The organism is Segatella oris, from assembly GCF_900637655.1.
Taxonomy (GTDB): domain Bacteria; phylum Bacteroidota; class Bacteroidia; order Bacteroidales; family Bacteroidaceae; genus Prevotella; species Prevotella oris.
Genome location: NZ_LR134384.1, coordinates 134,113 through 159,978 on the forward strand (window position 1 = coordinate 134,113; position 25,866 = coordinate 159,978).

Annotated in this window: 32 protein-coding genes; 8 read left to right on the top strand and 24 right to left on the bottom strand. The window is 47.1% G+C overall.

All coding sequences use genetic code 11. The annotated features are described in order from the left end of the window. Nucleotides 1-28: 28 nt before the first annotated feature. Nucleotides 29-973 carry an HK97 family phage prohead protease gene (locus EL210_RS00575; protein ID WP_025879873.1) on the bottom strand — a complete coding sequence of 315 codons (945 nt, stop codon included), beginning with the start codon at nt 971-973 and terminating at the stop codon, nt 29-31. Nucleotides 974-1,135: 162 nt separating this feature from the next. Between EL210_RS00575 and EL210_RS00580 the strand changes: the two genes are divergently transcribed. The 6 genes from EL210_RS00580 to EL210_RS00605 all read left to right on the top strand — a co-directional run bounded on the left by EL210_RS00580 (nt 1,136) and on the right by EL210_RS00605 (nt 6,496). Further along, nucleotides 1,136-1,606 (top strand): terminase gpP N-terminus-related DNA-binding protein, encoded by a 471-nt coding sequence (locus EL210_RS00580; protein WP_025879872.1) that lies wholly within the window; start codon nt 1,136-1,138, stop codon nt 1,604-1,606. 12 nt (nt 1,607-1,618) lie between these two features. Continuing rightward, a complete protein-coding gene (locus tag EL210_RS00585) occupies nt 1,619-3,181 on the top strand; it encodes a hypothetical protein (RefSeq protein WP_025879871.1) in 1,563 nt (520 codons plus the stop codon). Nucleotide 3,182: 1 nt separating this feature from the next. Further along, nucleotides 3,183-3,413, top strand: coding sequence for a hypothetical protein (locus EL210_RS00590; RefSeq protein ID WP_018921202.1), 231 nt, complete (start codon nt 3,183-3,185; stop codon nt 3,411-3,413). A 3-nt stretch (nt 3,414-3,416) separates the two neighbouring features. After that, on the top strand, nt 3,417-3,839 hold the full coding sequence (locus EL210_RS00595) for a phage protein Gp36 family protein (protein WP_018921203.1): 423 nt from the start codon (nt 3,417-3,419) through the stop codon (nt 3,837-3,839). Between the two features lie 21 nt (nt 3,840-3,860). Then, nucleotides 3,861-5,180: a phage portal protein family protein gene (locus tag EL210_RS00600; protein ID WP_018921204.1), complete on the top strand. Its 1,320-nt coding sequence runs from the start codon at nt 3,861-3,863 to the stop codon at nt 5,178-5,180. Between the two features lie 128 nt (nt 5,181-5,308). Further along, entirely contained in the window at nt 5,309-6,496 is a 1,188-nt protein-coding gene (locus EL210_RS00605) for a phage head morphogenesis protein (protein ID WP_026286014.1), read from the top strand. Between the two features lie 187 nt (nt 6,497-6,683). Here EL210_RS00605 and EL210_RS00610 read toward each other — a convergent pair whose 3' ends face one another. The 17 genes from EL210_RS00610 to EL210_RS00690 all read right to left on the bottom strand — a co-directional run bounded on the left by EL210_RS00610 (nt 6,684) and on the right by EL210_RS00690 (nt 16,065). After that, nucleotides 6,684-7,079, bottom strand: a complete 396-nt coding sequence (locus tag EL210_RS00610) for a DUF3168 domain-containing protein (RefSeq protein WP_018921206.1) — start codon at nt 7,077-7,079, stop codon at nt 6,684-6,686. A gap of 2 nt (nt 7,080-7,081) precedes the next feature. After that, nucleotides 7,082-7,636: a phage virion morphogenesis protein gene (locus tag EL210_RS00615; RefSeq protein ID WP_018921207.1), complete on the bottom strand. Its 555-nt coding sequence runs from the start codon at nt 7,634-7,636 to the stop codon at nt 7,082-7,084. Further along, nucleotides 7,629-7,877: a hypothetical protein gene (locus tag EL210_RS00620; RefSeq protein ID WP_126370180.1), complete on the bottom strand. Its 249-nt coding sequence runs from the start codon at nt 7,875-7,877 to the stop codon at nt 7,629-7,631. Before EL210_RS00620 ends, EL210_RS00615 begins: the two co-directional genes overlap by 8 nt. A gap of 102 nt (nt 7,878-7,979) precedes the next feature. Beyond that, on the bottom strand, nt 7,980-8,633 hold the full coding sequence (locus tag EL210_RS00625; RefSeq protein WP_004378096.1) for a DUF3164 family protein: 654 nt from the start codon (nt 8,631-8,633) through the stop codon (nt 7,980-7,982). A 19-nt stretch (nt 8,634-8,652) separates the two neighbouring features. Next, nucleotides 8,653-9,114 (bottom strand): hypothetical protein, encoded by a 462-nt coding sequence (locus EL210_RS00630; protein ID WP_018921209.1) that lies wholly within the window; start codon nt 9,112-9,114, stop codon nt 8,653-8,655. 10 nt (nt 9,115-9,124) lie between these two features. Then, on the bottom strand, nt 9,125-9,322 hold the full coding sequence (locus tag EL210_RS00635) for a hypothetical protein (protein ID WP_018921210.1): 198 nt from the start codon (nt 9,320-9,322) through the stop codon (nt 9,125-9,127). A 58-nt stretch (nt 9,323-9,380) separates the two neighbouring features. Beyond that, nucleotides 9,381-9,671 carry a hypothetical protein gene (locus EL210_RS00640; RefSeq protein WP_025879908.1) on the bottom strand — a complete coding sequence of 97 codons (291 nt, stop codon included), beginning with the start codon at nt 9,669-9,671 and terminating at the stop codon, nt 9,381-9,383. A 32-nt stretch (nt 9,672-9,703) separates the two neighbouring features. Continuing rightward, complete coding sequence (locus EL210_RS00645; protein WP_018921212.1) at nt 9,704-10,174, bottom strand: YopX family protein; 471 nt, start codon at nt 10,172-10,174, stop codon at nt 9,704-9,706. A 31-nt stretch (nt 10,175-10,205) separates the two neighbouring features. Next, nucleotides 10,206-10,436 carry a hypothetical protein gene (locus EL210_RS00650; protein ID WP_126370164.1) on the bottom strand — a complete coding sequence of 77 codons (231 nt, stop codon included), beginning with the start codon at nt 10,434-10,436 and terminating at the stop codon, nt 10,206-10,208. Then, nucleotides 10,433-10,807, bottom strand: coding sequence for a DUF4406 domain-containing protein (locus EL210_RS00655; protein WP_170166109.1), 375 nt, complete (start codon nt 10,805-10,807; stop codon nt 10,433-10,435). Before EL210_RS00655 ends, EL210_RS00650 begins: the two co-directional genes overlap by 4 nt. Before the next feature lie 7 nt (nt 10,808-10,814). Then, on the bottom strand, nt 10,815-11,270 hold the full coding sequence (locus EL210_RS00660) for a hypothetical protein (RefSeq protein WP_018921284.1): 456 nt from the start codon (nt 11,268-11,270) through the stop codon (nt 10,815-10,817). Nucleotides 11,271-11,274: 4 nt separating this feature from the next. Then, nucleotides 11,275-11,445 carry a hypothetical protein gene (locus tag EL210_RS13490; protein WP_169333949.1) on the bottom strand — a complete coding sequence of 57 codons (171 nt, stop codon included), beginning with the start codon at nt 11,443-11,445 and terminating at the stop codon, nt 11,275-11,277. 4 nt (nt 11,446-11,449) lie between these two features. Next, nucleotides 11,450-12,070, bottom strand: coding sequence for an ATP-binding protein (locus EL210_RS00665; protein WP_025879909.1), 621 nt, complete (start codon nt 12,068-12,070; stop codon nt 11,450-11,452). Continuing rightward, nucleotides 12,070-12,984: an ATP-binding protein gene (locus tag EL210_RS00670; protein WP_126370181.1), complete on the bottom strand. Its 915-nt coding sequence runs from the start codon at nt 12,982-12,984 to the stop codon at nt 12,070-12,072. Before EL210_RS00670 ends, EL210_RS00665 begins: the two co-directional genes overlap by 1 nt. Before the next feature lie 58 nt (nt 12,985-13,042). Continuing rightward, entirely contained in the window at nt 13,043-15,097 is a 2,055-nt protein-coding gene (locus EL210_RS00675) for a DDE-type integrase/transposase/recombinase (protein ID WP_126370182.1), read from the bottom strand. 12 nt (nt 15,098-15,109) lie between these two features. Then, entirely contained in the window at nt 15,110-15,487 is a 378-nt protein-coding gene (locus EL210_RS00680; RefSeq protein WP_126370183.1) for a hypothetical protein, read from the bottom strand. A gap of 341 nt (nt 15,488-15,828) precedes the next feature. After that, the gene (locus EL210_RS00690) at nt 15,829-16,065 is read right to left on the bottom strand and encodes a hypothetical protein (RefSeq protein ID WP_025879910.1); all 237 of its coding nucleotides are present in this window, start codon (nt 16,063-16,065) and stop codon (nt 15,829-15,831) included. Between the two features lie 141 nt (nt 16,066-16,206). Between EL210_RS00690 and EL210_RS00695 the strand changes: the two genes are divergently transcribed. Next, nucleotides 16,207-16,971 carry a S24 family peptidase gene (locus EL210_RS00695; protein ID WP_018921293.1) on the top strand — a complete coding sequence of 255 codons (765 nt, stop codon included), beginning with the start codon at nt 16,207-16,209 and terminating at the stop codon, nt 16,969-16,971. Nucleotides 16,972-17,087: 116 nt separating this feature from the next. On the opposite strand, the gene EL210_RS00700 is transcribed toward EL210_RS00695, so the two are convergent. Together EL210_RS00700 and EL210_RS00705 are read right to left on the bottom strand one after the other, a co-directional pair. After that, nucleotides 17,088-17,648, bottom strand: a complete 561-nt coding sequence (locus EL210_RS00700) for a hypothetical protein (RefSeq protein ID WP_126370185.1) — start codon at nt 17,646-17,648, stop codon at nt 17,088-17,090. Between the two features lie 440 nt (nt 17,649-18,088). Further along, nucleotides 18,089-18,301: a hypothetical protein gene (locus EL210_RS00705; RefSeq protein WP_004378073.1), complete on the bottom strand. Its 213-nt coding sequence runs from the start codon at nt 18,299-18,301 to the stop codon at nt 18,089-18,091. Nucleotides 18,302-18,725: 424 nt separating this feature from the next. On the opposite strand from EL210_RS00705, the gene EL210_RS00710 reads away from it, so the two are divergent. Next, on the top strand, nt 18,726-20,393 hold the full coding sequence (locus tag EL210_RS00710; protein WP_018919322.1) for a formate--tetrahydrofolate ligase: 1,668 nt from the start codon (nt 18,726-18,728) through the stop codon (nt 20,391-20,393). A 162-nt stretch (nt 20,394-20,555) separates the two neighbouring features. Here the strand turns inward: EL210_RS00710 and serB are convergent, their stop codons facing one another. From serB to EL210_RS00730, 4 genes are all read right to left on the bottom strand, one after another. Continuing rightward, nucleotides 20,556-21,800 (bottom strand): phosphoserine phosphatase SerB, encoded by a 1,245-nt coding sequence (serB, locus tag EL210_RS00715; protein WP_018919323.1) that lies wholly within the window; start codon nt 21,798-21,800, stop codon nt 20,556-20,558. A 23-nt stretch (nt 21,801-21,823) separates the two neighbouring features. Then, entirely contained in the window at nt 21,824-22,924 is a 1,101-nt protein-coding gene (gene mnmA / locus EL210_RS00720) for a tRNA 2-thiouridine(34) synthase MnmA (RefSeq protein ID WP_018919324.1), read from the bottom strand. An 11-nt stretch (nt 22,925-22,935) separates the two neighbouring features. Then, the gene (locus EL210_RS00725) at nt 22,936-23,841 is read right to left on the bottom strand and encodes a YitT family protein (protein ID WP_004371839.1); all 906 of its coding nucleotides are present in this window, start codon (nt 23,839-23,841) and stop codon (nt 22,936-22,938) included. An 84-nt stretch (nt 23,842-23,925) separates the two neighbouring features. Further along, complete coding sequence (locus EL210_RS00730) at nt 23,926-25,509, bottom strand: L-lactate permease (RefSeq protein ID WP_018919325.1); 1,584 nt, start codon at nt 25,507-25,509, stop codon at nt 23,926-23,928. Nucleotides 25,510-25,866: the final 357 nt, after the last annotated feature.

Consider the following 25,866-nt stretch of genomic DNA (forward strand, 5'->3'; position numbering starts at 1 on the left):
ACTTTCTTACTTTTATTTCTTTGCCTTTTCAAAGTTCGCATTTCATGCCGTACTCTGCTTCGTAGAGCTTCTTGTACTCATCCACGTTCTCGGCACGCAGCTTCACAAGTTCGTCAGCCGGTACTTCACTGAGTTTCGTGTAGGTCTTTTCACTATCTGATACAGGGGCACTTCCATGATGCCCAAGCATTGAAGACAGCTTCACCTGTGGCTTCATAGCCTGCAAGGTGTTTTCCAACTCCTCGGCACCGATCTTCTTGCCCAGCTCCACAAACTGCTCCTTATGCTGCGCGTCAAGACGCTTTTCAGCGATAGCAGTGTCAACCAACTGCGCAATACGCGCGTCGGTCAGCTTCTGTGCCTCCGCCTTTAAGGTGTCGTTTTCCTGCTGCACGGCCGTCAGCTGTGCCAGCTTCTCGTTAATCTCTTTCTCCGTTGCCGTCTCCGGCAGCCCCAACTGCAGGGCAATGACTTTCTGTTCCATGTCTTCTTGATTTTGATTGTTATTTTGATTGATAAGGGGGAGCCCGCAGGTTCCGTCCTTACTTAAAGTTATCCGCTTCCCGTCTTTTTCCAGTACGATTGCATCGTCATTGGCACCCACATCGGCCACGCTCACCTCAAAGAGGCGACTCTTCGTGATTGTCGGGCGGGTCTGTCCTGGTACCAGTAAGGCAGGGTCTTCGCTGGTCTCAATAATCTCAAGCCCTGCACTGACCATCCTGAGGCTGCCGAATTCAAACTGCTTCTGACAGCGCTCACTCTGTTCTGAAGCGCAGTCGAACATCAGTTCTCCCGTTATCTCATCATTCTCCACCTTCGGGTCTTTCACGTAGCCCACCACATTGCCGCGCTCATGCATATATAAAAGTACGGGGTTTCGCTTGTACTGTTCCACATCAATGCCTGCTGTCAGTACGCGAAAGCCGTAGCAGTTCAGGCTTTCATTTGAAATTCTTACTCTTTTTCCCATTGCTTTGTAAAATTTGATGATGCAATATTAGCGTATAAATCTTTTGCCGCAAAATAATGGGGAACGCAGTTCAGTATATACTGAACGCAGTTCACACTTTCTTTTAAGTGTCAATATTTTAGACCAATTTTGCAGGCATAATTCAAACATTATCATAACGAAATGACAAAAGAAACTGAAAAGAAAAAATCGCTCGCCCGGTCACTCTACCTCGCGGGAATGGAGCAGAATGAGATTGCCGAAAAGGTAGAAGTCTCGCGTATAACCATCTCAAGATGGGTGAATAACGAGGGGTGGAAAGAAGCCCGCGCTGCAAAGAATATCTCGCGTCCTGAATTAGTGAACAAACTCCTGCTCACCATTGATGGAATGATAGAGAATGTGAATAAATCGAATGATCCTACACTTGTCGGTTCATTAGCTGACAAGCTGTCCAAGCTCTCATCAACAATTGAGAAACTTGATAAGAAAGCAAATGTCATCGACGCTATAGAGGTGTTCATGGCTTTCAACCGGTGGATACAGGACCAAGCCTCCTACGACCCGGAGATTACCCCCGAACTCATCAAGGCGATTAACAAGTATCAGAATAAGTTCCTCATGGAGCGTATGCAGAACCCGTCTACATTATAATACACAACAAGTATGGCTACGATTACAGAACTCAAACAGATGCAGCTGGAGTGGCAGGAACACTGCCGGCAGATACAGAGCATCACAGACACGAAGAGTCTCGTCCGCGAGACGGCCGTTGAGAAAGAGCGGCGTATCCGCAGACTGCAAAAGGACTATGCCGCCTTTTGCGAGTATTATTTCCCGCATTTCCTGCAACAGCGTGACAAAGTCACTGGTGAAGTCGTGCGCATCGTACACAATGCACCCTTTCACAATGCTGCTGCACTGAAGGTGAAGAACACGCCTAATTTAAAAGCGGTGTTTAAGTGGCCCAGAGGACACGCTAAGTCCACACATATGGACATTTTTACACCGTTGTGGCTGATGTTCCAGCCTAAACGCCTGATTGACTTCATGGTCGTTGTCGGCAAGTCCGAGGACAGCGCAAACCGCTTGTTAGGAGATATTCAGGCTGAACTCGGCTATAACAAGCGCATCATCGCCGATTTTGGAAAACAGATGTCTATGGGTGACTGGACAGAAGGGGAGTTCACGACTAAGGACGGAGTGCATTTCCTGGCGTGTGGACGCGGACAGTCACCGCGTGGTTTGAGAAAGCGTGAGTCACGACCCGACTACATCGTCATCGACGACCTCGATGATGATGAGCTTTGCCGTAACCCTCGTCGCGTGCGCGAAATGACAGATTGGGTGAAGGAAGCGCTTTTTGGTGCACTTGATGTGGGCCGAGGTCGATTCATTATGGTGGGCAACCTTATCTCAAAAACCTCGGTACTGGCTGACATCTGCAAGACTAAAGGCGTACATGTGTCAGAAGTGAAGGCCGTCGACAGCGAGGGCAACCCTACATGGCGCGAAAAATGGACGAAAGAGGAAGCACGGACTTATGCCGAATTCGTAGGCTACCGCGCATGGGAAAAGGAAATGATGCACAACCCCATCATCGAAGGTACGGTCTTCAAGCAGGAATGGATAAAATATGCCAAGCGCCCTGCATGGCGCGACTTTGACGAACTCGTGCTCTACATAGACCCGTCGTGGAAATCGAAGAAAACAAACGACACCAAGGCGGCAAAACTGTGGGGTAAGTATAAGTCACAGCTGTGGCACCTGCGGGCCTTTGTCAGGAAGGCATCCGTGGCAGAACTTGTCCGGTGGTGCTATGACCTCTACGAGTGGAGTCTTGAAAAGAATATCTCTATCCGCTTCATGATGGAGGCCAGCTTCATGCAGGACATCATCCTCGACGATTTCACGATAGAGGGCACCCAGCGCGGCTATCAGCTACCCATCACGGGAGATAAGCGCAAGAAGCCGGACAAATTCCAGCGCGTGGAAGCTATCAGCCCGCTATGGGAGCGTGGTTTTGTCTATTATGACATTTCGCAAAAGGATGACCCGGACATGCAGGCGGGCATTGCGCAGACGCTGGCATTCGAAAAGGGCATGAGCGGCAACGATGATGCCCCCGACGCAGACGAAGGTGCAATATGGCAGTTGCAGCGCACTGCGCGGCAGGAAAGTTTTCAACCACAATTCAGTAAAAGAAGAACATCAAAAAACAGTTGGTAAGATGAAAAAATTAATCAAAGACATCATTTTCGCTTGGAAGTTCAAGCGTGCGGTCAGGAAAGCGGACTATCTGCGTCACATTACGCACCGCAAGTATATGGTCATCGTGATCAAGGGAAGACTTGAAGTCATTTCCAAACAGGATATCAAAAAGTTCGTCGCAGGTGGAGTATTCAGAAAAGGAATGACCGCCGCCGACATCGAACGCAAATCATTATATATAACATTGTAGCTTATGTTTGTAACAGATGAAGACTATCGGGTAGTAATCGGCGAAGCCGCTTTAAAAGTTGTTTCGCAGACCTCAGCCGATATACGGGCAGGTGCCGAGCGCGAGGCCATGGAGGAGATAGCAGGCTATCTGCGCCCTGTATACGACACCGAGGCTGCATTCAAAGCCGAAGGTGATAACCGCAACCGGCTCATCGTGATGTATGCCTGCGACATCGCCCTGTATCACATGACGGCTGCCATGCCTCAGAAGATGGGCAGTGAGATACGCAAAGAACGCTATGAGCGGGCGATTAAATGGCTTGAGGGTGTACAGGCTGGAAAGATTATTCCCGCGCTTCCCGTGGCCACGGATGCCGCCACGGGCGAGCCCTCCGGGACGGGCGTAGTGTGGCACTCACAAAAGCCCCTCAGACACAACTGGTAATAACCCATTAAAGTAATTTCTATGAATATCAGAAATATTTTTTCCTCGCTTCGTGGCCGTGACAACGACCGCATACTCCGCACCCCTTACGGCACCTTCAACCTTGCCAAGGACGATGAAAAGGCGCGCGTGAAGCACGTCATCATGCAGCTGCAGCAGACCACCGACGCCCTCACACGCAAGGATATCGCCGATTGGCGCCGTGCATGGCAGGCAGCTATCAATATTGACAACCCCAACCGCAGTCCGCTCTACGACATCTACCGCGACACCGATGCCGACGGACATCTTTCAGGGTGTATCCGGCAGCGCGAGGGTTTTGTCATGGCAAAGTCGTTCAAGATTGTAGATGACAAAGGAGAGGACAAACCTGAACTGCTTGACTACTTCGACCACGCGTGGTTCAAGGATTTTTGTCAATATGTACTTGATTCTCGCTATTGGGGGCATTCGCTCATTGAGCTGGGCGATATCATCGGTGCGGGAACGGCTGCCATGACTTATGATTGCGTGAGGCTCATTCCCCGCAAGCACGTCATTCCCGAATACGGGCGCGTCATCATGCAGCTCGGACAGGACTGGCGTGCAGGCATAGACTACCATTCACCGGCTGTGGCCCCTTCACTCATTGAGGCGGGCAAGCCTTACGACCTCGGACTGCTCCTGAAAGCTACGCTGCACACGATACCGAAGAAAAACATGCTCGCGTTCTGGGATACGTTCGGGGAAATTTTCGGCATGCCCATGCGCATCGCAAAGACCTCTTCGCGCGACAAGAAGGAGATTGACAGACTCCACAGGATGCTCATTGATGCGGGTGCGTCACAGACGGCAGTGATGCCGCTTGATACTGAACTTGAGTTCGTCGAGTCCACGAAGGCCGATGCCTATCATGTGTATAACGAGCGCGTCAGCAGGGCCAACTCCGAAATTTCGAAGCTCATCATCGGGCAGACAATGACCATTGAGGACGGCTCGTCACTCTCGCAAAGTCAGACCCACCTGCAAGTGTTGCAGAACCTCGTCGAGGGCGATGCCGACATGCTGCGTGACGTCATCAACAACCAGCTGCTGCCGCGCATGGTGGCACATAAGTTCCCACTTGCGGGGTGCCGCTTTGACTGGAACGACGCCATTGACTACACGCCCGAGCAGCAGGTGGCCTATGAGTCGATGATTGCCGACCGCTATGATGTCGACCCGGCATATTTCGCCGAGAAATATGCCATGCCCGTGGGGGAAAGAAGGAACCCCACCCCGACCCTCCCCCAAGGGGAGGGAGAAGAAACGGGCGGTAAAAAGAAAATGTCGTGGGGTGGGGCTGTCCATTTTTTCGACTGAGCCCCACTGACTATGTGGGGCTGCACAGCCGTTACAAGGAGATATTAAACGATGAGCATGCCGTCGCCTGCCTTGCCGGGAACATCGATGAAAAACAGCAAGAGCGACTCCGCGCAGCGTTCAAGTCGATGATGAAAGGCCTTTTTAAGCAGAAGGGCGCATCACTCGATATAAACATCATCGCGTCAAAAGAGGCGCAGACTTTTGTTGAAACGCATGCCGACGTGTTGAATAGTGCTTTTGAGCAGACGAAGATGTCTTCCACCATGCGCGACAGCTTGGAGCATTCCACCTATATCTTCTCCGGACTCAAAACTTTTCACGAACTCAATGAGGCCTTTCCTTCCTTGGTCGATGAGCAGGGTAATAAAAAGCCGTTTGAACGCTTTTTGAATGACGTTCAAAAGGTGGACAAAACCTATAATGAACATTACCTGCGCGCAGAATACAACTTTACCCACGCCGCAGCAGATATGGCGGCCAAGTGGGAGGAGTTTGCCGAGGACGGTGACCGTTACAACCTGCAGTATCGAACTGTCGGTGATGATCATGTGCGCCCCGAGCACGCTGCCTTAAACGGCACGACGCTACCTTTCAGCGATGCATTTTGGGACAGCTACTATCCGCCGAACGGTTGGAACTGCCGTTGCACGGTGGTGCAGGTGCGCAAGACGAAATATCCCGAAACACCGCGCGAGGAAGCCTACAGGCGTGGAGCCGAGGCCTTGGTTAATGACACGCGCGGCATATTCCGCTTCAATCCAGGCAAGCAGGGCAAGGCCATGCCCGACTATAACCCCTACAGCATACGCCGTTGCAACGACTGCGACCTTGCCAAGGGGAAGACAAACCTTGCCTTTGTGCCCGAGAATGAACTTTGTGCTGCGTGCAGATTAGTAAGACAATGCTTTGGGGATAAGTCCAAGTCCGATCGAGCCATTGAACGCATACATTACTTGCATGAAATGGAACCGCTGCTTAAGGTGAAGCATGAAAAGCCGATAGAAGGTGGAACGATCAAGGTAGGTTTCTCTACCTACGGCAACAAACACATCTTCTCCGACACATTCGGCAGGTCAAAGGTACTGGAGAAAGAGGACTTAAAAGATTTAGGGAAGATTCTTGCAAACAGTACCTTTGTTGATACATCTGCACTGACACACCCACGCAAGGATAATATTCAGCAGTTCTATTATTACGAGGCAGAATTACATGGGAAAAAAGTCAGACTGAATGTGGCGAAAGAAGTAAGAATAAGAAAAAATGGGCACATAGTTACCGATTACTATCTCTATTCTGTAAATGATATAAAATAAATAAAGCACCGAGGGCGGCGGTTAGGACTCAAATGCCAGGGTGCCATTCCTTCAGTGCTTTATCTGCTGCAAATATAATCATTATTTCAATACAAACAATAAAACAGATAATATTTTTTCATATTTTATCAAAAAAAAAGCCTGTCGGTCTCCATGCCGGCAGGCTTTTTCCTGAATGATACGCTGCTTATAATACACCTTTTACGCCATACACCTCAATACTCTCAAGAATATCCTCGTGATTGTGGTTGGTGATAGTTTCTGTGAGACGCAGGCCGTGAAAGCTGTCACCCTCCACGCTGTCCATGGCCGCGCGGATTTGGGCAATTAAAGCCCAAGCAGCCTCCTGTCCGCCCTCCACCCAGTCCGTCACGACGTGTAGCCTTACGCTGCCTTCACCATGATAGCCGCCACCCACGTAGGGCTGCCACGTAATAGGACCGAATTCCACGAACACCGCTGGACGTTCCCAGCCCTCTTCTTGTTCGATAAACTCAACATTGTGGTTCCAAAGGTCGATGTGCTTAACATCTTCTGCCTTTTCAATCGCGGCCTTGATGGCTTCATACAATTCTTTTCTCATCGTTATTTTAGTTTAAATTCGTTGTTAAAATACTCGCTTAGTTTTTTCTCTATGATTTCGGTAACGGCCTTTTCCACTTCAGGCGAGGCACCAAGGAACTGCCGCCGGGGAATGTGTATCACGCTGCCAACGCGCATCAAGGCCATATACTTCCAAAACGCTGCCTCACTGCTCAACTGTCGGGTACGCTTGTCGCCTCGCAGTTCACCGTTTTTCTTTCGTCCGAAGCCACCCACAGCCGCATAATGTCGGGCCCAAAAGTAACGTCTCATGCGGGCCGTCACCTTTATCTCGCCACCCTCGTTGTGTATCTCTGCCGCAGGGTGGGTCGTATAGAACGTCACACCGTCTGCCGTCGCGCGAGCCATCACGCTGCTACGCAGTTTGCCCGTGTTGACCAATGTGGCGCGTCCGGGGCGCAGCGGACTCTTGCGCCGCTCCCATTTTTCTGAAAAGAAGCCCTGACGCTCGAAGTTCCTATCGAACTCGTCCTTCAGTTCCACCCGTATATCGTTCAATATCCGGGCGAACACTTGTTCTAAATCGTTGTTACTCATCGTCGAAATCAAACAATAAAAGCGGACGGGGTGAGGCGGTGTTGTCGCGCCTTACCTTCACATCAATCTTGAGCATCTTATACATTGCACGCTCGCTGATACCATAAACGGGGTAAATATAGCGACGCCAAATTTCCCTATTCGAGAGACCTGACTTCGCCCACTGCTGATAAATCGCGTTCACGTCGGCCACGCGCTTGAGATAGCTCACGCCGCGACGGCGCTCATTGTCCACTTTCATTGTTTATAAAGATTGTTTTTTGTTATTAATTCATTTAACCGCAAAAGCATGGCAGCCCATTTGCTGCCATGCCGTCATATCCTACCATCGTATCTCCGGGACTTACATCCTGCAGAAGCTCGGCTCTATCCGACGCCATACATTCGTCTCCGGATTGCGCTTTGAGAAGTAGTAGTTGACCGCGTTCTTCTGTACCACGTTTGCTTCTTTGAAAAGCCCCATGATTTCACTGTACTCGCTGTCGAACTTATCCTCTAATTCATAGAGTTTCGAAATGCTCTTGTAATCAAGATCACCAGACTTGTTGCGCTCTAAGAGCGTCATGGCCATTTGATACATGGGGTCATCGGCCCCTTTTTCGCTCTTCTTCATATAACGCTTTAGGTAGTCAATAAGACGCTCGGCTGCAAGGTCGGCACGCTCGTCAAAGCCCTTAACCTTGTTACTTGCTATCTCCAGACGGAAGTCTCCGTCGGTGATGGTGTAGCTGCGCTGGTCGCTCTTGCGCAGTTGCCCATAATCGCGCATCACGCCCACAAAGCCTTCAACCTCACCCTGCAGCCAGTCATGAAAACTTTGCACGTCGGCGGCTACTGTCTGCAGGCGTTCCTCCACGCCATGCAGCAATTCTGCACGCAGACTCTCGTAGGTTTCGCGACGTTGGATGCGACTTTGTTTCTCTTCGTTCTGTAACTCAGCGAGCAACTGTGCCCGTTCCTCCTTACTTAAATTTTTGATGTTTACAGTTGTTTCCATATTCTTTTGTAATTAAAAATTAATTTTCTATTGAATTGTTTACGGATAGCATAACAACGGTTCCCCTCGCCTCGGAGGAGCCTGGGGAGGCTTCCTTTTTCCGCTTTATTGTCCGCAGCTTCACGGCAAGCTCTTCGAGTTCATCTATACTGATGTGGCGGAAGGCTTTGCCGGCGATGCGTGCATCTTCACAGAAAGCATTCACGCGGTTCCAATCGGTCGTATCGATGCCGAGCTGCTGCATCAGCTTCAGGCATACGCTGCGTTTCCGTCTGAGCTGTCTCCGGATGCCCTCCACGAACTCGTCATAGCCTGCTACCTGCTCCATATCGCGACACATCTTGTTATATTCCTGCTGTGTAGTCTCTCGTAGGTGTGTTGTTCTGCCGTTCGTATATTGCTCCACAAGCGTTTCCTTATCAGCGCCGGGCATTTTCTTGAGCAGGGTGTAAAAGCGTGCGTAGTTAAATCCTTTTTCCATTGTTCTTGTTTTAAGAATTATACACTCGTTTATATTCACCATTCAAAACAAATACGGGCTCACCTACACCCATGACCCATACGCCGCCTTCAGTTCTCCCGCCTTCAGGAGCAGTTAGTACTTCATGTATGCTACCCGGAGTCAGGTTTTCGAAAAACTTACCGAAGGCTTTGCATTCCGTGATTTGAATTTTTTCTTTCTTTTCCATTTTCCTTATCCTTTTGAAGTTTGATTATGATTCTCCCTGTCTTCTGCTTAAGAGGAGGTTATTTTTGAATGTAATACACTTGCAAAGGTTTGCTGTTTCGCTTAATAATGAGACGTGTCTCTCCGTCTTCGGTTAGCAGGTCGGCAGCCACCTCGCTCCTCACCATGATATCCCGGCGCGTGTAGAGGCTACGAATGAAAGCATCTACAAAGTCCTGCAACGCCAGCCAGTCTTCAGGTGTGTCTTCTATACCACGAATGGCGTAGTGCTGACTTATTTCCAACTGCAACCGCAACAGCCACTCAGGTTTATCGTTCGGTGTCATCGAATAGTGTCTTAATTGTCCCATTTTTGTTTTACTTTTTATGCTTTGTCCAATTATCATTTAAGTAGGTTGGGGTTGTCATGAATGTTTCCAACAATCTCCATCCTTTCATTATCAGGAACTCCATCTATCACAGTTGGGTACAAGCGGTGTCCATTCCAGTTGAAACACCAACCGCTTATACGGATAGGATTGCCGTCAGGCACAAAATCGGATAGTGGCCTTAATATTCTATCTTCACTTGCCCATTCTACTACAAAATATCGTATAGTACCATCAGGCGCTATGAATTTAAGAATATCCCACTCAAATATTTTCCTTTTGTACTTATCTTTTAACCCTGTGTATTGACCGATAGTGTCTGGAAACACAGTATAGAGAAGACGTGCCTCTTCCCAAAATTTTGGCACACAAACACAGATACAAGGCACATTAGTTGGCGCAGTTAGTCCATAGTTGAACAAATGTCCGTAAAGCCATTTACCTGTGCCGATAGACTTTCCTCTAAATATTATTTCTCTGTTCATAGTTATCTTTTTTATCGTTTTACTTCCTTAATTATTTTCCCGCTTTCCACTCAATCGTCACCACTGCATCAAGCCGTCCGCTGCCTTTACACACAGGACATTCCTGCTTGTAACGTTCACGATAGCAGTTTTCCTGCCAGTGGTAGCCGTTGCCTTGGCAATAGATGCACACGTGCCCACGGCTCAAAAAGCGCTCTCCCATGCGCCCTCCTGGGCTCATCAGCCCAGGGGCAATTTCTATTGTTCGTTTTTCCTTGCTCATATCCAATCTACTATTTTATTTTCAAACATTGTAATCTGTTTTATTTTCTTATCTATTGCTTTAGCGAAGAAAAACTCTGCCAAGGCACCTGGGCTTTCGTGCCAGTCAGGAAGCAGACAGATGATATCACACCGTTTCAGTTGCATAATGTCAAGAAGAAGTATCTCTTCATAGAAGTTCGTGCCACATGCCTTTGCGTAGTTCTCTGCCATGATGCCAAGCCCGCTTTGAGTCGGATTAAACACTTTATATCCTTTTGCTTTCAACCACGCTTCTGCCTCTGCAAATTTCTTGCGAGTTGTATCGCTAAGAATATCTTCACCTATCTTTCCTGCGATATATACTTTCTTTATTCGTTTTTCCTTGCTCATCTTAATATTAATATCTAAAATTTGTAAAATGAATGATTGCCAACGGATTTGATAAATCATAGTTCCTGAACCACGCTTTCCAATCTTTGAAAGAAAGACCGTCATTTTTTGCAAACATGTATCTATCCATTGATTTGAATTCGTTACCTGACCCATATTCAATAACAGGTAGCATGATATTATTGTCGATAAATATTAGTTTCTGAATACCGACACCCTCATTTGCAGTCAGCTGTGCAATTTCAACCTGCTTGCTCCTATACGGTTCGCCCACCCATTGACGGATAGACAATACACCTTTACCTGCTTGTATTTCTGCAATACGGTGTTCCCACAGGGAATAATTTGCACGAATAGTATGCAGTTTGCTTATACCGAGCTTCTCTTCAAAAAAAGTTTGTTCTCCAGCATGGAGATGCCCTTTTGGAAAGGTTTTTGATAACATTAAAATATAAGTATTCATTTGTCTATTGTATTACTAATTGCACATTGAAATGAAACTCACGGCAGAGCCGTCTTATCTGTATTAGCTTGAACGGCTCGCCACCCACGCCGAAGAAGATAACGCGTTCGCGGGTGTTGGCCTGTACGCCCTTTTTTCGTAGCCTGTACAACAGGTTGTCTCGCTTGTTTGCCATAGCTTTACTCTTTTGTTTCTCCCCAATATATGTTTGCTCTTTCCTCCCATATCGTGTAATAGCCTTTGCTTCCGAAATACCGCCCTTTGCTGATTGCCCGATAACCCTCCACCCATATCTTCAGGGCTGCATCATACATCACACTCACCGCTGTACGACCTGAAGGTTTGTTTCCTTCTGCCTGACTGATGAAGATGAGCAGCTTATCCCGGTGTCGGTTCTTAAACTTCTGATAATCCTTAAAGCTCATCTGTGTGTACTGAAAGCTGTCTATCACAATGATATCCGGGCTTTTGTGCTTCTTGAGACGGCCGTCAAGGTCTTTCATGCTTTCACTGATGAGGATAAACCGCCGTGCAACGTCCTGCATACCTGCCTCTATAAGTGCATTCTTCATTGTCAGAGAGAAACCTTCTTCCAAGGAATTGTAGGCTATCTTCCCGTACTTTGCCAACTCTTTGCAGAGCTTCATCGTGAAGCTGGTCTTACCGCTTCCGCTTCGCCCCCAAATGAACCATACGCCTCCTCGCTCCGGTGCTCCGAAGGCGTCGGCCCATTCTCCTTCAAAAGGATAGGTTTCTTTCTTCATACGCAGCATATCGGTTACTGACATTGCCCTGTTCATTATCCTGCTGTTTTATCGCTGTTCAAACGCTGATTTTTCGCTGTTTGAGCAGCCATTAATTTAACTCTATGAATATTCTTCTTCACGCGCCGCAGGTCGAATTCATATTCTTCTGCATCTTTAACAACCTCTGAGATGCGTCCTTTGTCTGTCACACCGTTTGCCATGCAGATTGCATACACATCATGAGGGGCGGTCTGTTCCAGTTCATAGAACTTGCGGCCGATACGGCTGTGTATCTCGTTATATCCGCATTTGTTGTAGCGCAGCCCCATTGTCATACGACGCTTGATATAGCTTGTAGAAAAGAAGACGATGCCGCATTTGTCCTCCAAGCGATTGTAAAGGTCAATGAAATAATGAAAAACGCGCTCGGGCAACTTGTCGGCTTCGTCAAAAAGAAGCAGCGGTGCCTCCATCTGAATAAGGTCGTCAATGATCCTGTCGAGCAGTTCTCTGATGCTGTAACCTTCTGTACGCTGACCGATACGGCGTGCAATCTCACGTACAAAGTCACTCTTCTTCATGTCTTCAGAACACAAGATGTAGAACACCTCATTGTTCTCATTTGCATAGAGGCGCGCCGTGGTTGTCTTTCCGCAGCCTGCCTCTCCGACAATCCATGTGACATTCCTCACGGCCTGGGCATCTTTCATGACGAGTGCCATTTCCTGAAAGGCCTTTGTCTCAACCACCTGCCAGTCATTGCCGGACGTTGTCCCCAACTGTGAGGCGAGGTTGCGCCACATGTCGTCCGAAATATTCTCCCACTTGCCCTGCAGAATACTACTCACCGTTGCGCTGCTCGTTCCTACCAGACTCTGTGCAGCCTTATTCTGACTTGGGTACTTGCTGACATACTGCTTCAAGCACTCCTGGATCTGACTCTTTTCCTTGTTTGTCAACTTACTCATATCTTTTCTATTTTAGTTGTTATTTTTTTATTTTGTGCAGTGAAACACCGTCCGCTGCCTATGATTTGCCAGCCACATAAGCCATGTCAACCACTGCTGTCTCAACCTTTGACCAGTCTTCAAGGCTCACTTGCTTCGTCTTTCGTCCTATTTTATACTCTTCAGGCGCCTTGCTATAAATACCTGTACGGCGTTCTATCTGTCTGCGCTCTGCTGCTGTCATTCCCTTTGGCTTTGGACTACGTAAGCCGTGCTGCTCCGGCATTACGCCATGAGCCTTTTCTATCTCACGTCCTGCAACGGTGCGCTCAATGCGGTCAGTAGTATTCGCAGCCTGCTGCTGTCTGATGAATGCAGCTTCACCTTCCGTCTGCTCTTGTATCGCACGATGTATCACAACGTAAGGTTCTGCTACTCGTTCAAACCTCAGGCTGCCGTCAGCTTCTTTCTTATAGAGTCGGACGCTTCCGAAGTCGTAAGGATCATACTTGACAACGAACCGCTCGTAAGTGTGCTGTCTTCGCCACTCATGATCAGGAACACCAGGTTCACTCATCACTTCGTATTGTCTCTTCTCCTTCTTGATAGTTACGCTGATACCCTGGTCGGTGAACGTGCTCATACGCTTAGCCGTAACCCAGAACATATCCACCATGTCGTGTGCCGTAACCTGCTGTGTTTCCTCATTCACGCTATTGTCGTAAGCTTCCTGTCGGCTCTTGCCGTATGCAGGGTGCGCCATTTCGTTCCACTCCTTGGTAGCCTTTGCGTAAGCATCCTTCAGTTCCTCTAATGTATAGAGTGAGTCCTTGTTTTCCTCAATAAATTCAAGGTTCGGACGGCTCGACATCTTCTTTGCGGTGATATTCTGACCCGTGAAGCGCCAATCCTTGTGCAGCACCTGCTGTTGGAAGCGGCCGAACACTGCCTCAATGGTCTTAGACTCGCCGTTGTAGGGTTGCGTGGTCCTATGCACGTGGCAAAGCTTCTTAAACAGTCCTTCAGCGTCAAGTTTTTTGTGTCCGCCCTGGTTGTCGTGCACAATTTCGTAAGGCTTGTGCCTGCTGGTCTGAATAGCCATACGGTAAGCGAGATATTGCGCTTCGTAGTCCTCGCTGTCGCTGATGTGCCAGCCAAGCATCACCTCGCTCATCGCATCAATGACTACATAGACCTGCGTGGTCCGCACCTTGCCTTCTTCGTCCTGGTAGTATAGGTTGAGTTTCGTACCGTCACCATACCACAGAGCGTCGCGCTTCGTTGGCTGTGCTGTACGGTGTTTACGTCCGAACTTCTGTCGTGCGGCCTGCTCACCATATACAGCATCATACCATAGTGGCATAATCGCAGCACTGTTCAGCCATCGCTTCAGACCGCTAAGGCTTTTCAGAGGCTTCCAGCCGTTTGCTTCTGCCTGTCTGTTTGCCTCTTCAAAGAGCTGTGCGTCGGTGTATACAGGCACTCGACAGCGTTTCAAGGCTATAAGCAGCTGCCCGAACTCGGGTGTTATTTTAATGGTGTTCAGATTACCTACCTTGCCACTGATCAAGCTGCGATAGCCGTCGGCCTTGAAAGCCTTGATTTTCGCCTTCAGACGTACTATGTGCTTTGGCAGTGTGTGGTGATATTCCTCGCGCAAAGCCTCCGAACTCTGACAGATAACTTCCCATGCACCCGCCATGCTGCCGTTCAGACTCTGACGGAGGGCCTGACGCTGTGCCATCATCTTCTGCAATTCGCCAAGTACACTCGCGTTGATAGTATATTCCTCTATCAGTTCGCCAGTCAGATGCTCCGCCCGGCCATTCTTCTCATAGGTGAACGCTTCGTACCATTCGCGAGCCTCGCTATCTAATTTGATGCGGTCACGCATCATGGCTTCCTTCATGCGCTGTTCAGGGTCGCCGTAACGTTCCATATACAGCTTCCTATATTTCTGAGGAATGGAATTCCATGCGTATAGTGCCTGGCTACCCTCACCACCGCCACGGTGAACACTGACGATATTACCGCGAGTGACATTCTTCAACAATGTGTCACCTTTGATAATAGCTTCGCCGCCTCCCGTTAATTCCGCGTAGGTTACGCACAATATCTTATTGAAATACTCCATCCCGTCAAACTCTTACAAACTCATAGCCATTATTTCAACTTCGTTCTGCAACGCCATGAAACTGGGCACGTCAAGATTATGCTCCACACGCGTCTCTTTGCCGTCAATCAGAACATGCGTGCTGCCGTCATTGCGATCATACACCAATTTAACACGTTCTCCATAACGCTGCGTCATGGTCTTTTCCACCTCCTCGTGAGTGGTTTCCATTTCCTCGGGTTTCCAGCTTGGAACGCCACCGAACTGTGTCAGGGCCGTGTAACGTATCTTCCGTGCCAGGTCACTCTCGCGCTTGAAATTCAGCGCTAACCACACCATCATCTTAGAGCAGCTGAATATCTTGCAAAGCTGCGTCTTTGCTTTGTCACTTACATAAATCTTCTTTTCCATATCTTTTCTTTATTAATATTATGTTTGTAGGCGGAGGGGAATCGAACCCCAGTTGCCGAGATGTTCTGGTCCGCTACCATTCGGACGTAGCCGCCTTGGGTTATCCTACAATCTATTCACCTAGTCTATTTTGTTCCCGATGTCTTAGAGATGTAAACATCATATTTCTTAAAGAATAACATGCCCAATATGCTTCATTGCAAAAGCAGGCCTCGCTATTTTCTCCTGTAATGCGCATGTCACTTATCACCCCGCTTAATGCGTCAACCAGCGCATCTATTTTCTCAACACTTACTCGGTCTAATAAACTCTTGTTCATGTCTTACTTACAATAAGGTTATTTAGAAATTCGTCACATCATAATATCTAACGTCATCGTAGGAAACCTGTGCTCCTAATGAGGTAACATTAAGCATAAGATAGTTGAATGCCTCATTATACGTTTCAAAACGTGACCAGTTTTCATGCAAATGGATGGCTGCTCTTTTGATTTGTGCCTGACTTTGTGCTTTGATAATCGTACAAACGTCTGCTTTGTTCACATTTAACTTGTAAGATGCGTAGAAGTAAGTTTTCATATTCCTATATTTTTTAATTAAACATTCTTGTTTCTCGCCCCTTTTTTGTATTTTTGACGCGGTGTTTATGTATTAAACATGTTGCAAAGATATAGAAATATTTCTATACTCCAAAATTTTTATTGATAAATTTCATGTTTTATGGGAAATTTTATAGAAAGACTTCAATACTATATGTCGCAAAGCGGTATCAATGACAATCAAATGACTGTCACTGCGGGCTTGTCTGTCGGACTTTTAGGCAAGGCTAAAAATGGAGGGAAAGGTCTAAGCTCTGTAAGTATTGAAAAAATTCTATTAGCATACGATGATATTAATCCAGACTGGTTGCTAACAGGTCGCGGTCCTATGCTCAAAACGAAAGGTAGTAACCAATCATGCAGTGTAGCTGAAGACACAATTCCCGACCATAAAGATAAGAAAAATAAGGCTATTTACCCCAAAAAACAAGAAGAAAATTCTATAACGGAGGCACTTCTTTCTGAACCCTCCGTTTCATACACTCCCAGTAAAGGTGCACCATACTATGATGTGGACTTCCTTGGAGGCTTTGACCTTACATTTAATAATCAGACTATCAATCCTGAATACAACATCGATTTCAAGCCATTCAACAAGCCGGGGGTCACCTGGGTGAACATCACGGGTCATTCAATGGAACCTAAAATCAACCATGGAGATATCATTGCGCTCAAGGAATGCCGACTTGAGGATGTGCAATACGGCGAGATCTATGCCGTTGTCCTCGATACTATTCGCACCGTCAAGATACTTCGCAAGTCCAATGACCCGAACAGAATGCGTTACGTGCCCATCAACGAGGAGAACTACGATGAGCAGGAGTACGACAATTCCCGTATTCTCCGCATCTTCGAAGTACTCGGTAACATAAGCCGATTTATGTAAACATTAAATAATTTCAAACTTAATATTCACTTTAACTTCAACAATTATGGCAAAAGAAAAAGACGAAGAGGAAAAGGAGAAATATCCAAGACCTCAAACCCCAGATGCTGTGTACACTAATTCAATGGATAGTTCAGATATTCAGCCAGTTTAATGAGTATGGTTATAACGGCAACCATTAAAAAGGTTGCCTTTATAACCTTCATCACACATTTAATTACTTTTGCACGCTTCTCCAATATGTTTGAATTGTAGTCGTAGCAATATTGATTTTCTTCTATAGCAGACACCAAGAGCGTGTGCTGGTATGCACCATTCGATTTATAAGCATCTATAAGCTCTTTGGTGATTAAATAACGTGGCTGGTTTCCCTGATGGATAAAAGGGTGTACCCATATTGCCTTGGAAAACATCAATGCAGTAGCTATACCACAGCCCAACCACAATACAACACACGGAAGCAGAACAGTTATATCCACACACCTAATCAAGTAAGCGGTTATTCCTGAGAAAACAGTAAGTAGGAAACCAAAAAGGGTATAGGCGCGGTCTGTAGACTTGCGCAGCTGTTCAAGTGAACTTGCAACCAGCTTATCTGAACGCTCCAGTACAATTCTAAACGTTGTATCATTCAAACGCTCCCACTGCTCATCACTAATCTTAAATGTCTGTTCCATATTGCCCTCCTTATGCGCCGCGCGCACACTTTTTTATGATTTAACACCGCAAATATAGCTAAAAAGCCCGATAAACAGGGCGTTCTACGAAATTATTTTTATTCGTCACATGGTATTATACCCCCTGTTTTGTGGAATAAAGGGGGGGGTAAAACGATAAAAAACGGCATTAATCCGCTTTTTTTTGTCCTTATTAGGGGGGTGAATGTGGTCAAAACTATATTAAAAGTGTCCACCCAAATGTCCACCCAATCGATACATTTCGTTTTGCATTGTCCTCCCAATCGTCCACCCAAGTGTCCACCCAATCCCATTTTTTACCCTAAAATCACCCGTTTAAAGACCCTATAAAATGAAAAAACGGCTTCCGACCGTTCAAATACGTGTCGAAAACCGTTCAAGTGTCGTTCAATCAGCGTTTTAGCTGTTCAAACGCATCCTTATTTTGTTGCCTTAGAGCGTATAAGTTCGCCTGCCCTGATACATGCCTTTTTATTCAGTACAACGCCTCCCTTGCTCAACCCTACGCGTTCTAATGAACACTGCTTTATACCTATCTCCTCAGCCGTTAGAACGCTGTAAATCGCAGGAATAGAACCGAAATAATAGTTCTTTCGTCCCTGCATCAATTGTACGTGTATTACCTTAGTCATATTTACTTCTTTTTGCTGCAAATATACAAAATAATAATTATATACGATATTTTAATGATTTATATTTTATTCTTTACGACAAAATAAAAGGCAGGATGCAACTGCTTCTGCCATGCTTCAAGCGTTCTCAATTCACCCAGTAAGGCCCTTTCCTTCACCTGTGCCGTCCTCTATCGCCTTCATGTTATAAATTACCCGTCTTCAATCAAAACGCCGTCTCATGTAGCCCTATTTTTCACCCATGTAACATTTATGCTTCAAACACTGTTCAAATAATCCCCTAAATGTAACACGAATGTAACGCAATGTAACATTTCGTTTTGCAAGCTGTCTTTGTCTAATTTCGTTCTAACTGATTGAATATCAACATATATAGTCGTTTTCTGTCATCTTCCATTTTGTTACATTTCGTTTTATGCCCCTTATGAAAACCGAACTTGAAATAGCCCGCGAATGTCAGTTGCAATCCATTGAAAGGATTGCTGAAAAGATTGATATTCCCACAGAAGAACTCGAAAACTATGGTAAATACATTGCTAAAGTACCCCTTAAACTCATTGATGAAAAGCGCGTCAAGAAGAGCAATCTCATTCTTGTGACAGCTATAAGTCCGACAAAAGCCGGCATCGGAAAGACCACCGTCAGCATCGGATTGTCAATGGCGATGAACCGATTGGGGCATAAATCCGTGTTGGCATTGCGCGAACCTTCACTTGGCCCGTGCTTCGGAATGAAAGGCGGTGCCACAGGAGGAGGCTATGCACAGGTGCTGCCCATGGACAGAATAAACCTTCATTTCACAGGCGATTTCCATGCAATTACATCGGCTCACAATATGATTGCAGCCCTACTCGACAACTATCTCTATCAGCACCATGAAGAAGGTTTTGCACTTAAGGATGTGCTCTGGCGCCGTGTGCTTGATGTGAACGACCGAAATCTACGCTGTATCACAACCGGTCTGGGGGCAAAAACCAACGGGCTGCTCAGCGAAAGCGGTTTTGACATCACGCCGGCCAGTGAGATTATGGCCATTCTTTGCCTCGCCACAGACGAAGAAGACCTACGCCGACGCATCGATAATGTCTTATTAGGCATCACTCTTGACGACAACCCCTTCTGCGTGAAAGACCTCGGCATAGGCGGAGCCATGACAGTTTTGCTGCGGGATGCACTCAATCCGAACCTCGTTCAGACCATTGAAGGCACGGCGGCCTTTATCCATGGCGGCCCGTTTGCCAACATTGCACACGGCTGCAACAGTATTCTGGCCACGAAAATGGCCATGAGCTTTGGCGATTATGTCGTGACAGAAGCAGGCTTTGGGGCCGATCTTGGGGCTGAAAAGTTCTTGGATATCAAATGCCGTAAAGCAGGAATACAACCGCGACTCACGGTATTAGTGGCCACAATCATGGGGCTGAAGATGCATGGCGGCATGCAGGTGGGCGACCCGGAGAACGGCTGTTGCGAGCATATCCGTAAGGGATTGGAAAATTTAGACAGACACATTGCCAACATGCAACACATGGGACAGCGCGTCATCGTGACCCTGAACCGCTTCGGCAATGACACAGAAGAAGAGATTACTGTCGTCAGTGAACATTGCGAGAAGTTAGGAATTGGCTTCGCCGTAAACGAGGCTTACATGAAAGGAAGCGAGGGTTGCATGGATTTGGCACAGCTTGCCATCGACGAAATTGCAGCTCATCCTTCAGAAGACATCGCTTATTGCTATACAGATGAAGCCAACGTGAAGGATAAGATTACGGCCGTGGCCAAGCAAGTCTATGGTGCCAAGCAGGTAGTTTTCAAGAAACAGGCATTGGAAATGCTTGAGCGCATTGCCAAATGGAACCTTGAACGCTACCCTGTCTGCATTGCCAAGACCCAATATTCATTGAGTGATGACGCTAAACGGCACGGCGTTCCCAAGGATTTTACTTTCACTATTCGCGACCTTGTCATCAATATGGGCGCCGAAATGATTGTGGCTATCGCGGGCGATATCATGCGCATGCCAGGACTTCCACGCCATCCACAAGCAGAAAGGATTGACATTCAAGACGGACTGCTGATTGGTTTGGAATAAAGAAAGCACAGAAAGACTTCTGTTTCTACCCTTATTTTCAAATTGCAGACATTAGCAGACAGCCCGCAAAAAGAACAGACCTTGCGAATATTTCAATAATATCCGCAAGGTCTATAGTTCAGTGTCATGCTGAAATTGGGCACAGCGCATTTAACTGAATGGCTACAGTTTCCCTTGCTCTCCCAAATAACTGTCCTTAAACCCAAGGAAATAGAGCACACCATCCAAGCCGATGTTGTTGATAGACTGCTGTGCCGTTGCCTTCACACGAGGCTTTGCATGGAATGCAATCCCTAATCCGGCTTCTGCTATCATCGGCAAATCGTTGGCACCGTCTCCCACAGCAATGGTCTGTGCAAGGTTCACCTGTTCAACTTGAGCAATGAGTTTCAGGAGTTCAGCCTTGCGTTTTCCGTCGACAATATCACCCACATAGCGCCCTGTCAGCTTACCATTCTCATCAATTTCAAGTTCATTTGCGTAGACATAGTCAATGCCATAGCGACGCCGGAGCTGTTCTCCGAAGAAGGTAAATCCACCACTAAGAATGGCAATCTTATATCCACATCGCTTCAATACTGACATCAATCGGTCGGCTCCTTCGGTGATAGGCATGTGCTCTGCAATATCTTGCATCACGCTGACATCAAGTCCTTTGAGCAATGCCACACGCTCCGTGAAACTCTCCTTGAAATCAATCTCGCCACGCATGGCACGCTCTGTGATAGCTTTCACCTTATCCCCCACTCCGGCACGAGCTGCCAGTTCATCAATACATTCTGTCTGAATGAGCGTCGAGTCCATATCAAAGCAGATGAGACGGCGCATGCGTCGATACATATCATCACGCTGGAAAGAAAAGTCTATCTCCTGTTCTGAAGCCAAATGCATCAGTTTTGACTGCATCAGTTCACGGTCTTTCGGAGTTCCGCGCAGTGAGAATTCAATGCAGGCACGCACATTCCGTTCAGGATGCTTGATGCTCATGCGACCTGTCATCCTTCGAATAAAGTCGATGTTCAGTCCCTGTTCAGCAATAATCTTTGTTGCAGCAGCAATCTGTTTGGCTGAAAGCGAGCGACCAATCACGGTCAGAATGTAGCGGTTCTTGCCCTGATGATCGACCCATGACTCATATTCATCGTCAGAAATCGGTGCAAATCCGATGTTCACATTCAGTTCCTCGGCCTTGAACAGCAATTCTTTCATCACCTGACCAGAGTGCGTATCATCAATGCGGATAAGTATTCCGAGCGACAAGGTGCTGTGAATGTCGGCCTGACCGATATCTAAAATGCGGGCATTATAGCGTGCCAGAATTCCCATGACGGCTGCAGTGAGGCCCGGACGGTCCTGTCCTGTGATGCGAATAAGTATCTGTTCTTCTTTTCCTTCTATATTTTCCATCTCATAAAGTGGTTTTCATTTGCTCATAAAGTAATCTCTCCCGAACCGTAACAATAATGGTGCTGTGCGTCATAGACCACGCAGAACTGTCCCGGAGCCACACCATGTATCTTGTTGTCAGCATGAATAACATAGGTGTTTTCACCTGTTCTTTCAAGCGTTGCAGGCAGATATTCGGGAGTATGACGTATCTTGAACGTAATGCGTTCGGGCAATTCGGGCAACGCTGTTCCCTCTGGACAATAGGTCGTGGCATGGAAATCATGTATCTTGAAGTCTTGCTTATACGCCATTTCAGGGTCATAACCATGGCTGACATACAGGATATTACGCTCCACATCCTTTTTAACCACAAACCAAGGACCACCGCCAAAGCCAAGTCCCTTACGCTGACCAATCGTGTGAAACCACAGTCCTTTGTGCTCACCTATCTTCTTTCCTGTCTCCAATTCAATGACATCACCCACGCTTTCGCCTAAATAACGACGCACATATTCATTGTAGTCAATGTTTCCCAAGAAGCAGATGCCCTGACTGTCACGGCGCTTTGCATTGATAAGATGTTCTCTTTCGGCTATCTCGCGCACTTCATTCTTTTCGAAATGTCCTATTGGGAAGATGGCCTTTCTCAGTTGCCAGCCATAGATTTGTGCCAAGAAATCAGTCTGATCTTTAACCGGGTCAGGACTTGTCGTGAGCCACTTTCGCCCCTCAATCCATTCGGTCTGTGCATAATGTCCGGTAGCAATGAGGTCGTAATCGTGGCCTATCTTCTCATCGAAAGCACCAAACTTGATGAGCCGATTGCACATGACATCAGGGTTTGGTGTGAAGCCGGCTTTCACCTTATCCATAGTGTATCGCGTCACTTGAGACCAGTATTCCTTGTGGCAATCAATCACTTTCAACTGACAACCGAAGCGATTTGTCAAAGCCGTTGCCATTTCCAAGTCTTCTTCACTCGTGCAATCCCACTCTTCTTTCTCCTCGGGACCAATCATGATGTAGAAGCAATCGGGATGCAAACCATGGCTCACCATCTCGTAAAGCACCACACTGCTGTCGACACCTCCCGAAAGAAGAAGTGCTATCCGCTTGTCCTTTATTTCATCATAATTTATCATTCGCCAGAAAATCAAACTTTATTCATTTTACTTAAATGCTTCTTTCCCACTTTCATGCGGTCGAAACCTAAGCCATAAACGCCTGAAACGGCACTCTGACTGACGAAGGCTTCAGGGTCTACATCATCGATAATCCTAAATATGTTGTGGCTTTCATTCTGCTTGGCAATAATGAAAAGCATTCCCATCTTCTTGCCCGTGTAGAAGCCATGCGCATCAATCACCGTGCAACCACGGTTAGCCTCATTGTTAATCAGGCGTCCGATCTCCTGATATTTCTCTGAAATCACGAAGAATTGTACCGATCGACGAAAACCATTGATGACGTGGTCTACCGTATAAGACATTACGAAAAGCACGATATAACCATAGATGACTTTCTCCCAACTGCCTATAACCAAGTAGCTGGATGTAATGACACAGAGGTCGCACATGAGTATGATATGCCCCAAAGATATGTCTTTATACTTATGCACTATGGCTGCAATGACATCCGAACCTCCCGTGCTTCCATTGCGCAAAAGGCTGAAACCTGTGCTCAAACCCAGCAGCAAACCACCCACTACGCAGGCCAGAAACGGCTCCTTACTGAACATCACCTTATCGCCCACTACACCTTGCCAAAGCGTAGTAAACAATGTAAAGACACTCACTGCATATATGGTCTTGACACAGAATTTAAGCCCCAACACCTTGAGTGCAGCTGCCAACAGCAATATGTTGATACCCAGATAGGTGTACTGAACGTGGATACCCGTGGCCCAAAACACCACAGACGATATACCGGGCAGGCCTCCAATGGTAATCTTGTGAGGTAAAAGAAAGACCACCCAGCCCAGACTTCCCACGACCATTGCCAACGCAATGATAAGATAATCATAGCAACCGCGAACCAGTTTCCTGTCTATTTTTTTCATAAAAGTGTAGCTTTGTCAAGCTGCAAAATTACAAAATAAAAGCCCAACTCCTGCAAATTGGACTTTAAAAGTGAGTTTAAGGGCTTACAATCCAAGGAAAACCATCAGTCCACCCAAGGCTATATACCCGATAGCATAAGGCAAAGCAGAACGCAATATCTCCCCATCCCTGCCCTGCATATCGCAGGCTGCCGTGGCAATGGCTATGCTCTGAGGACTTATCATCTTGCCTCCTGTGGCACCAGTCGTATTGGCAGCCACAAGCCAATTGGTCTCCGTGCCCGGCACTCCGTAGAAAGTGGAGTGCCCCGTCAAACCTAACTGCCCTGCAACATTGGCCTGCAATTTGGCAAAGAGAATATTCGAAGAGGTGTCAGAACCCGTGACAAACGTACCGACAGCACCAATAAGCGGAGCAAAGAAGGGATAGAAACCACCCGTAATCGCAACAAGTCCCGAAGCGATAGCACTGATCATACCGCTGTAGTTCATGACCGATGCCAACGAAATCAAGCAGATAATCGTGATGATAGTGTTCTTCAAATTGACTGTTGTTCGGGCTAATATCCGCATCATCCGACCGAAAGAGAGTCCTTGTATCAATCCACCTATCGTGGCTCCAAGGAACAACATGAGTCCCGCATTGCTTATCCAACCAAACTTAAACGTTGAACCGATAACGGGAATGGCAACTTTTGAAACGAGATGTGATTTCAGAAAATCGTTTACCGGTGGGCAGAGTGCACCCGAAACTAAAATGAGAAGCAAGATAAAGAGATAGACACTCCATGCCTTGAAGGTCTCACCCAACGAATAACGCGCAGTCGGCAAGCCCTCACGTCCCTTGCGGTCGAAGAGCTTTACATAGAGAAGTATGGCGAGAATAGCTGCCACAGAGCCGATGATTGCAGGCGTTTCAGAACCCAAGAAATGGGCACAAAGATACTGCACGACAACTGAAATGCCACCCACCCAGAGTGAAAGTATGATGTTTTTCACAATGGCTTTGCGGTCGGTCAGCGTCAGAATGATAAACGGCAGCAGGATAAAAAGCGGTGCCAACTGAATGACGGCAAACGACGATGTTTCGCAAATGGCCTCAACAGGAGCTGCCCCTCCCGGTGCTACCTCATTGCACAGGGTCGTCACCGGCACACCAACAGCACCGAAACCCGTGGCTACCGTGTTGCCGATTAAAGCCACAAGCGCCGAGAACATAGGCTTGAAACCCAGGCCAATCAATATGGCTGCAGGAATGGCTACAGCCGTTCCGAAACCTGCCATGCCCTCCAACAATCCGCCAAAGCCCCAGACAAGCATCAAGACAAGAATGCCCTTGTCGCTCGTGATAGCGGTGAATTGCCGCTTAATGACCTCTATCTGCCTACTTTCCACAAGGATATTATAGCTGTAGATAGCCATCAGAATGATGATGAGAATGGGGAAAACGGCTTTGAGCATGCCCTCAACAATGCTCCACCCCACTACTTCAAAGATGCCCGAAGCCTTGAAAGCGTCAGGCAACATGCCGAGTTGTGGGGCAGCCACAAGCGCCAGAATAATCGTGACGCACAGCGTGATGACGGCACTTTTATGGCCTGCCAACTTCAGTCCGAGCATCAGAACGAACAGCAGGATAACAGGAATGACAGAAAGAATTGCAGACATAGATTTCTATTTTTACGTTTGGTATTACGCCATGTTCAAAGGTGATATGCTTCAAAGTTAGCTTTTTCTCTGCAAATTAGTCCTGCAACAGCGTTAAAGTTTGTTGCAAAGTCGGTATTTATCTGCAAGAGAAGATTGCAGACCAGCAGTTACAATGACGGACTACAACCTCTGTATTGACTATCTGCTTGCCACAAATGCGCCTCAAAGAAGACCTCTGAAATCTCCCGATTTTGTAAACATTACCACATGGTTTTTAACACTTCGAGCGTTCACCAAATAGAAATCAGAACGTGCTTTTTGCATGAATGCGAACCCATTTTACGGCTTCGGTATCCTCACTTCTTTCTTCTTGCG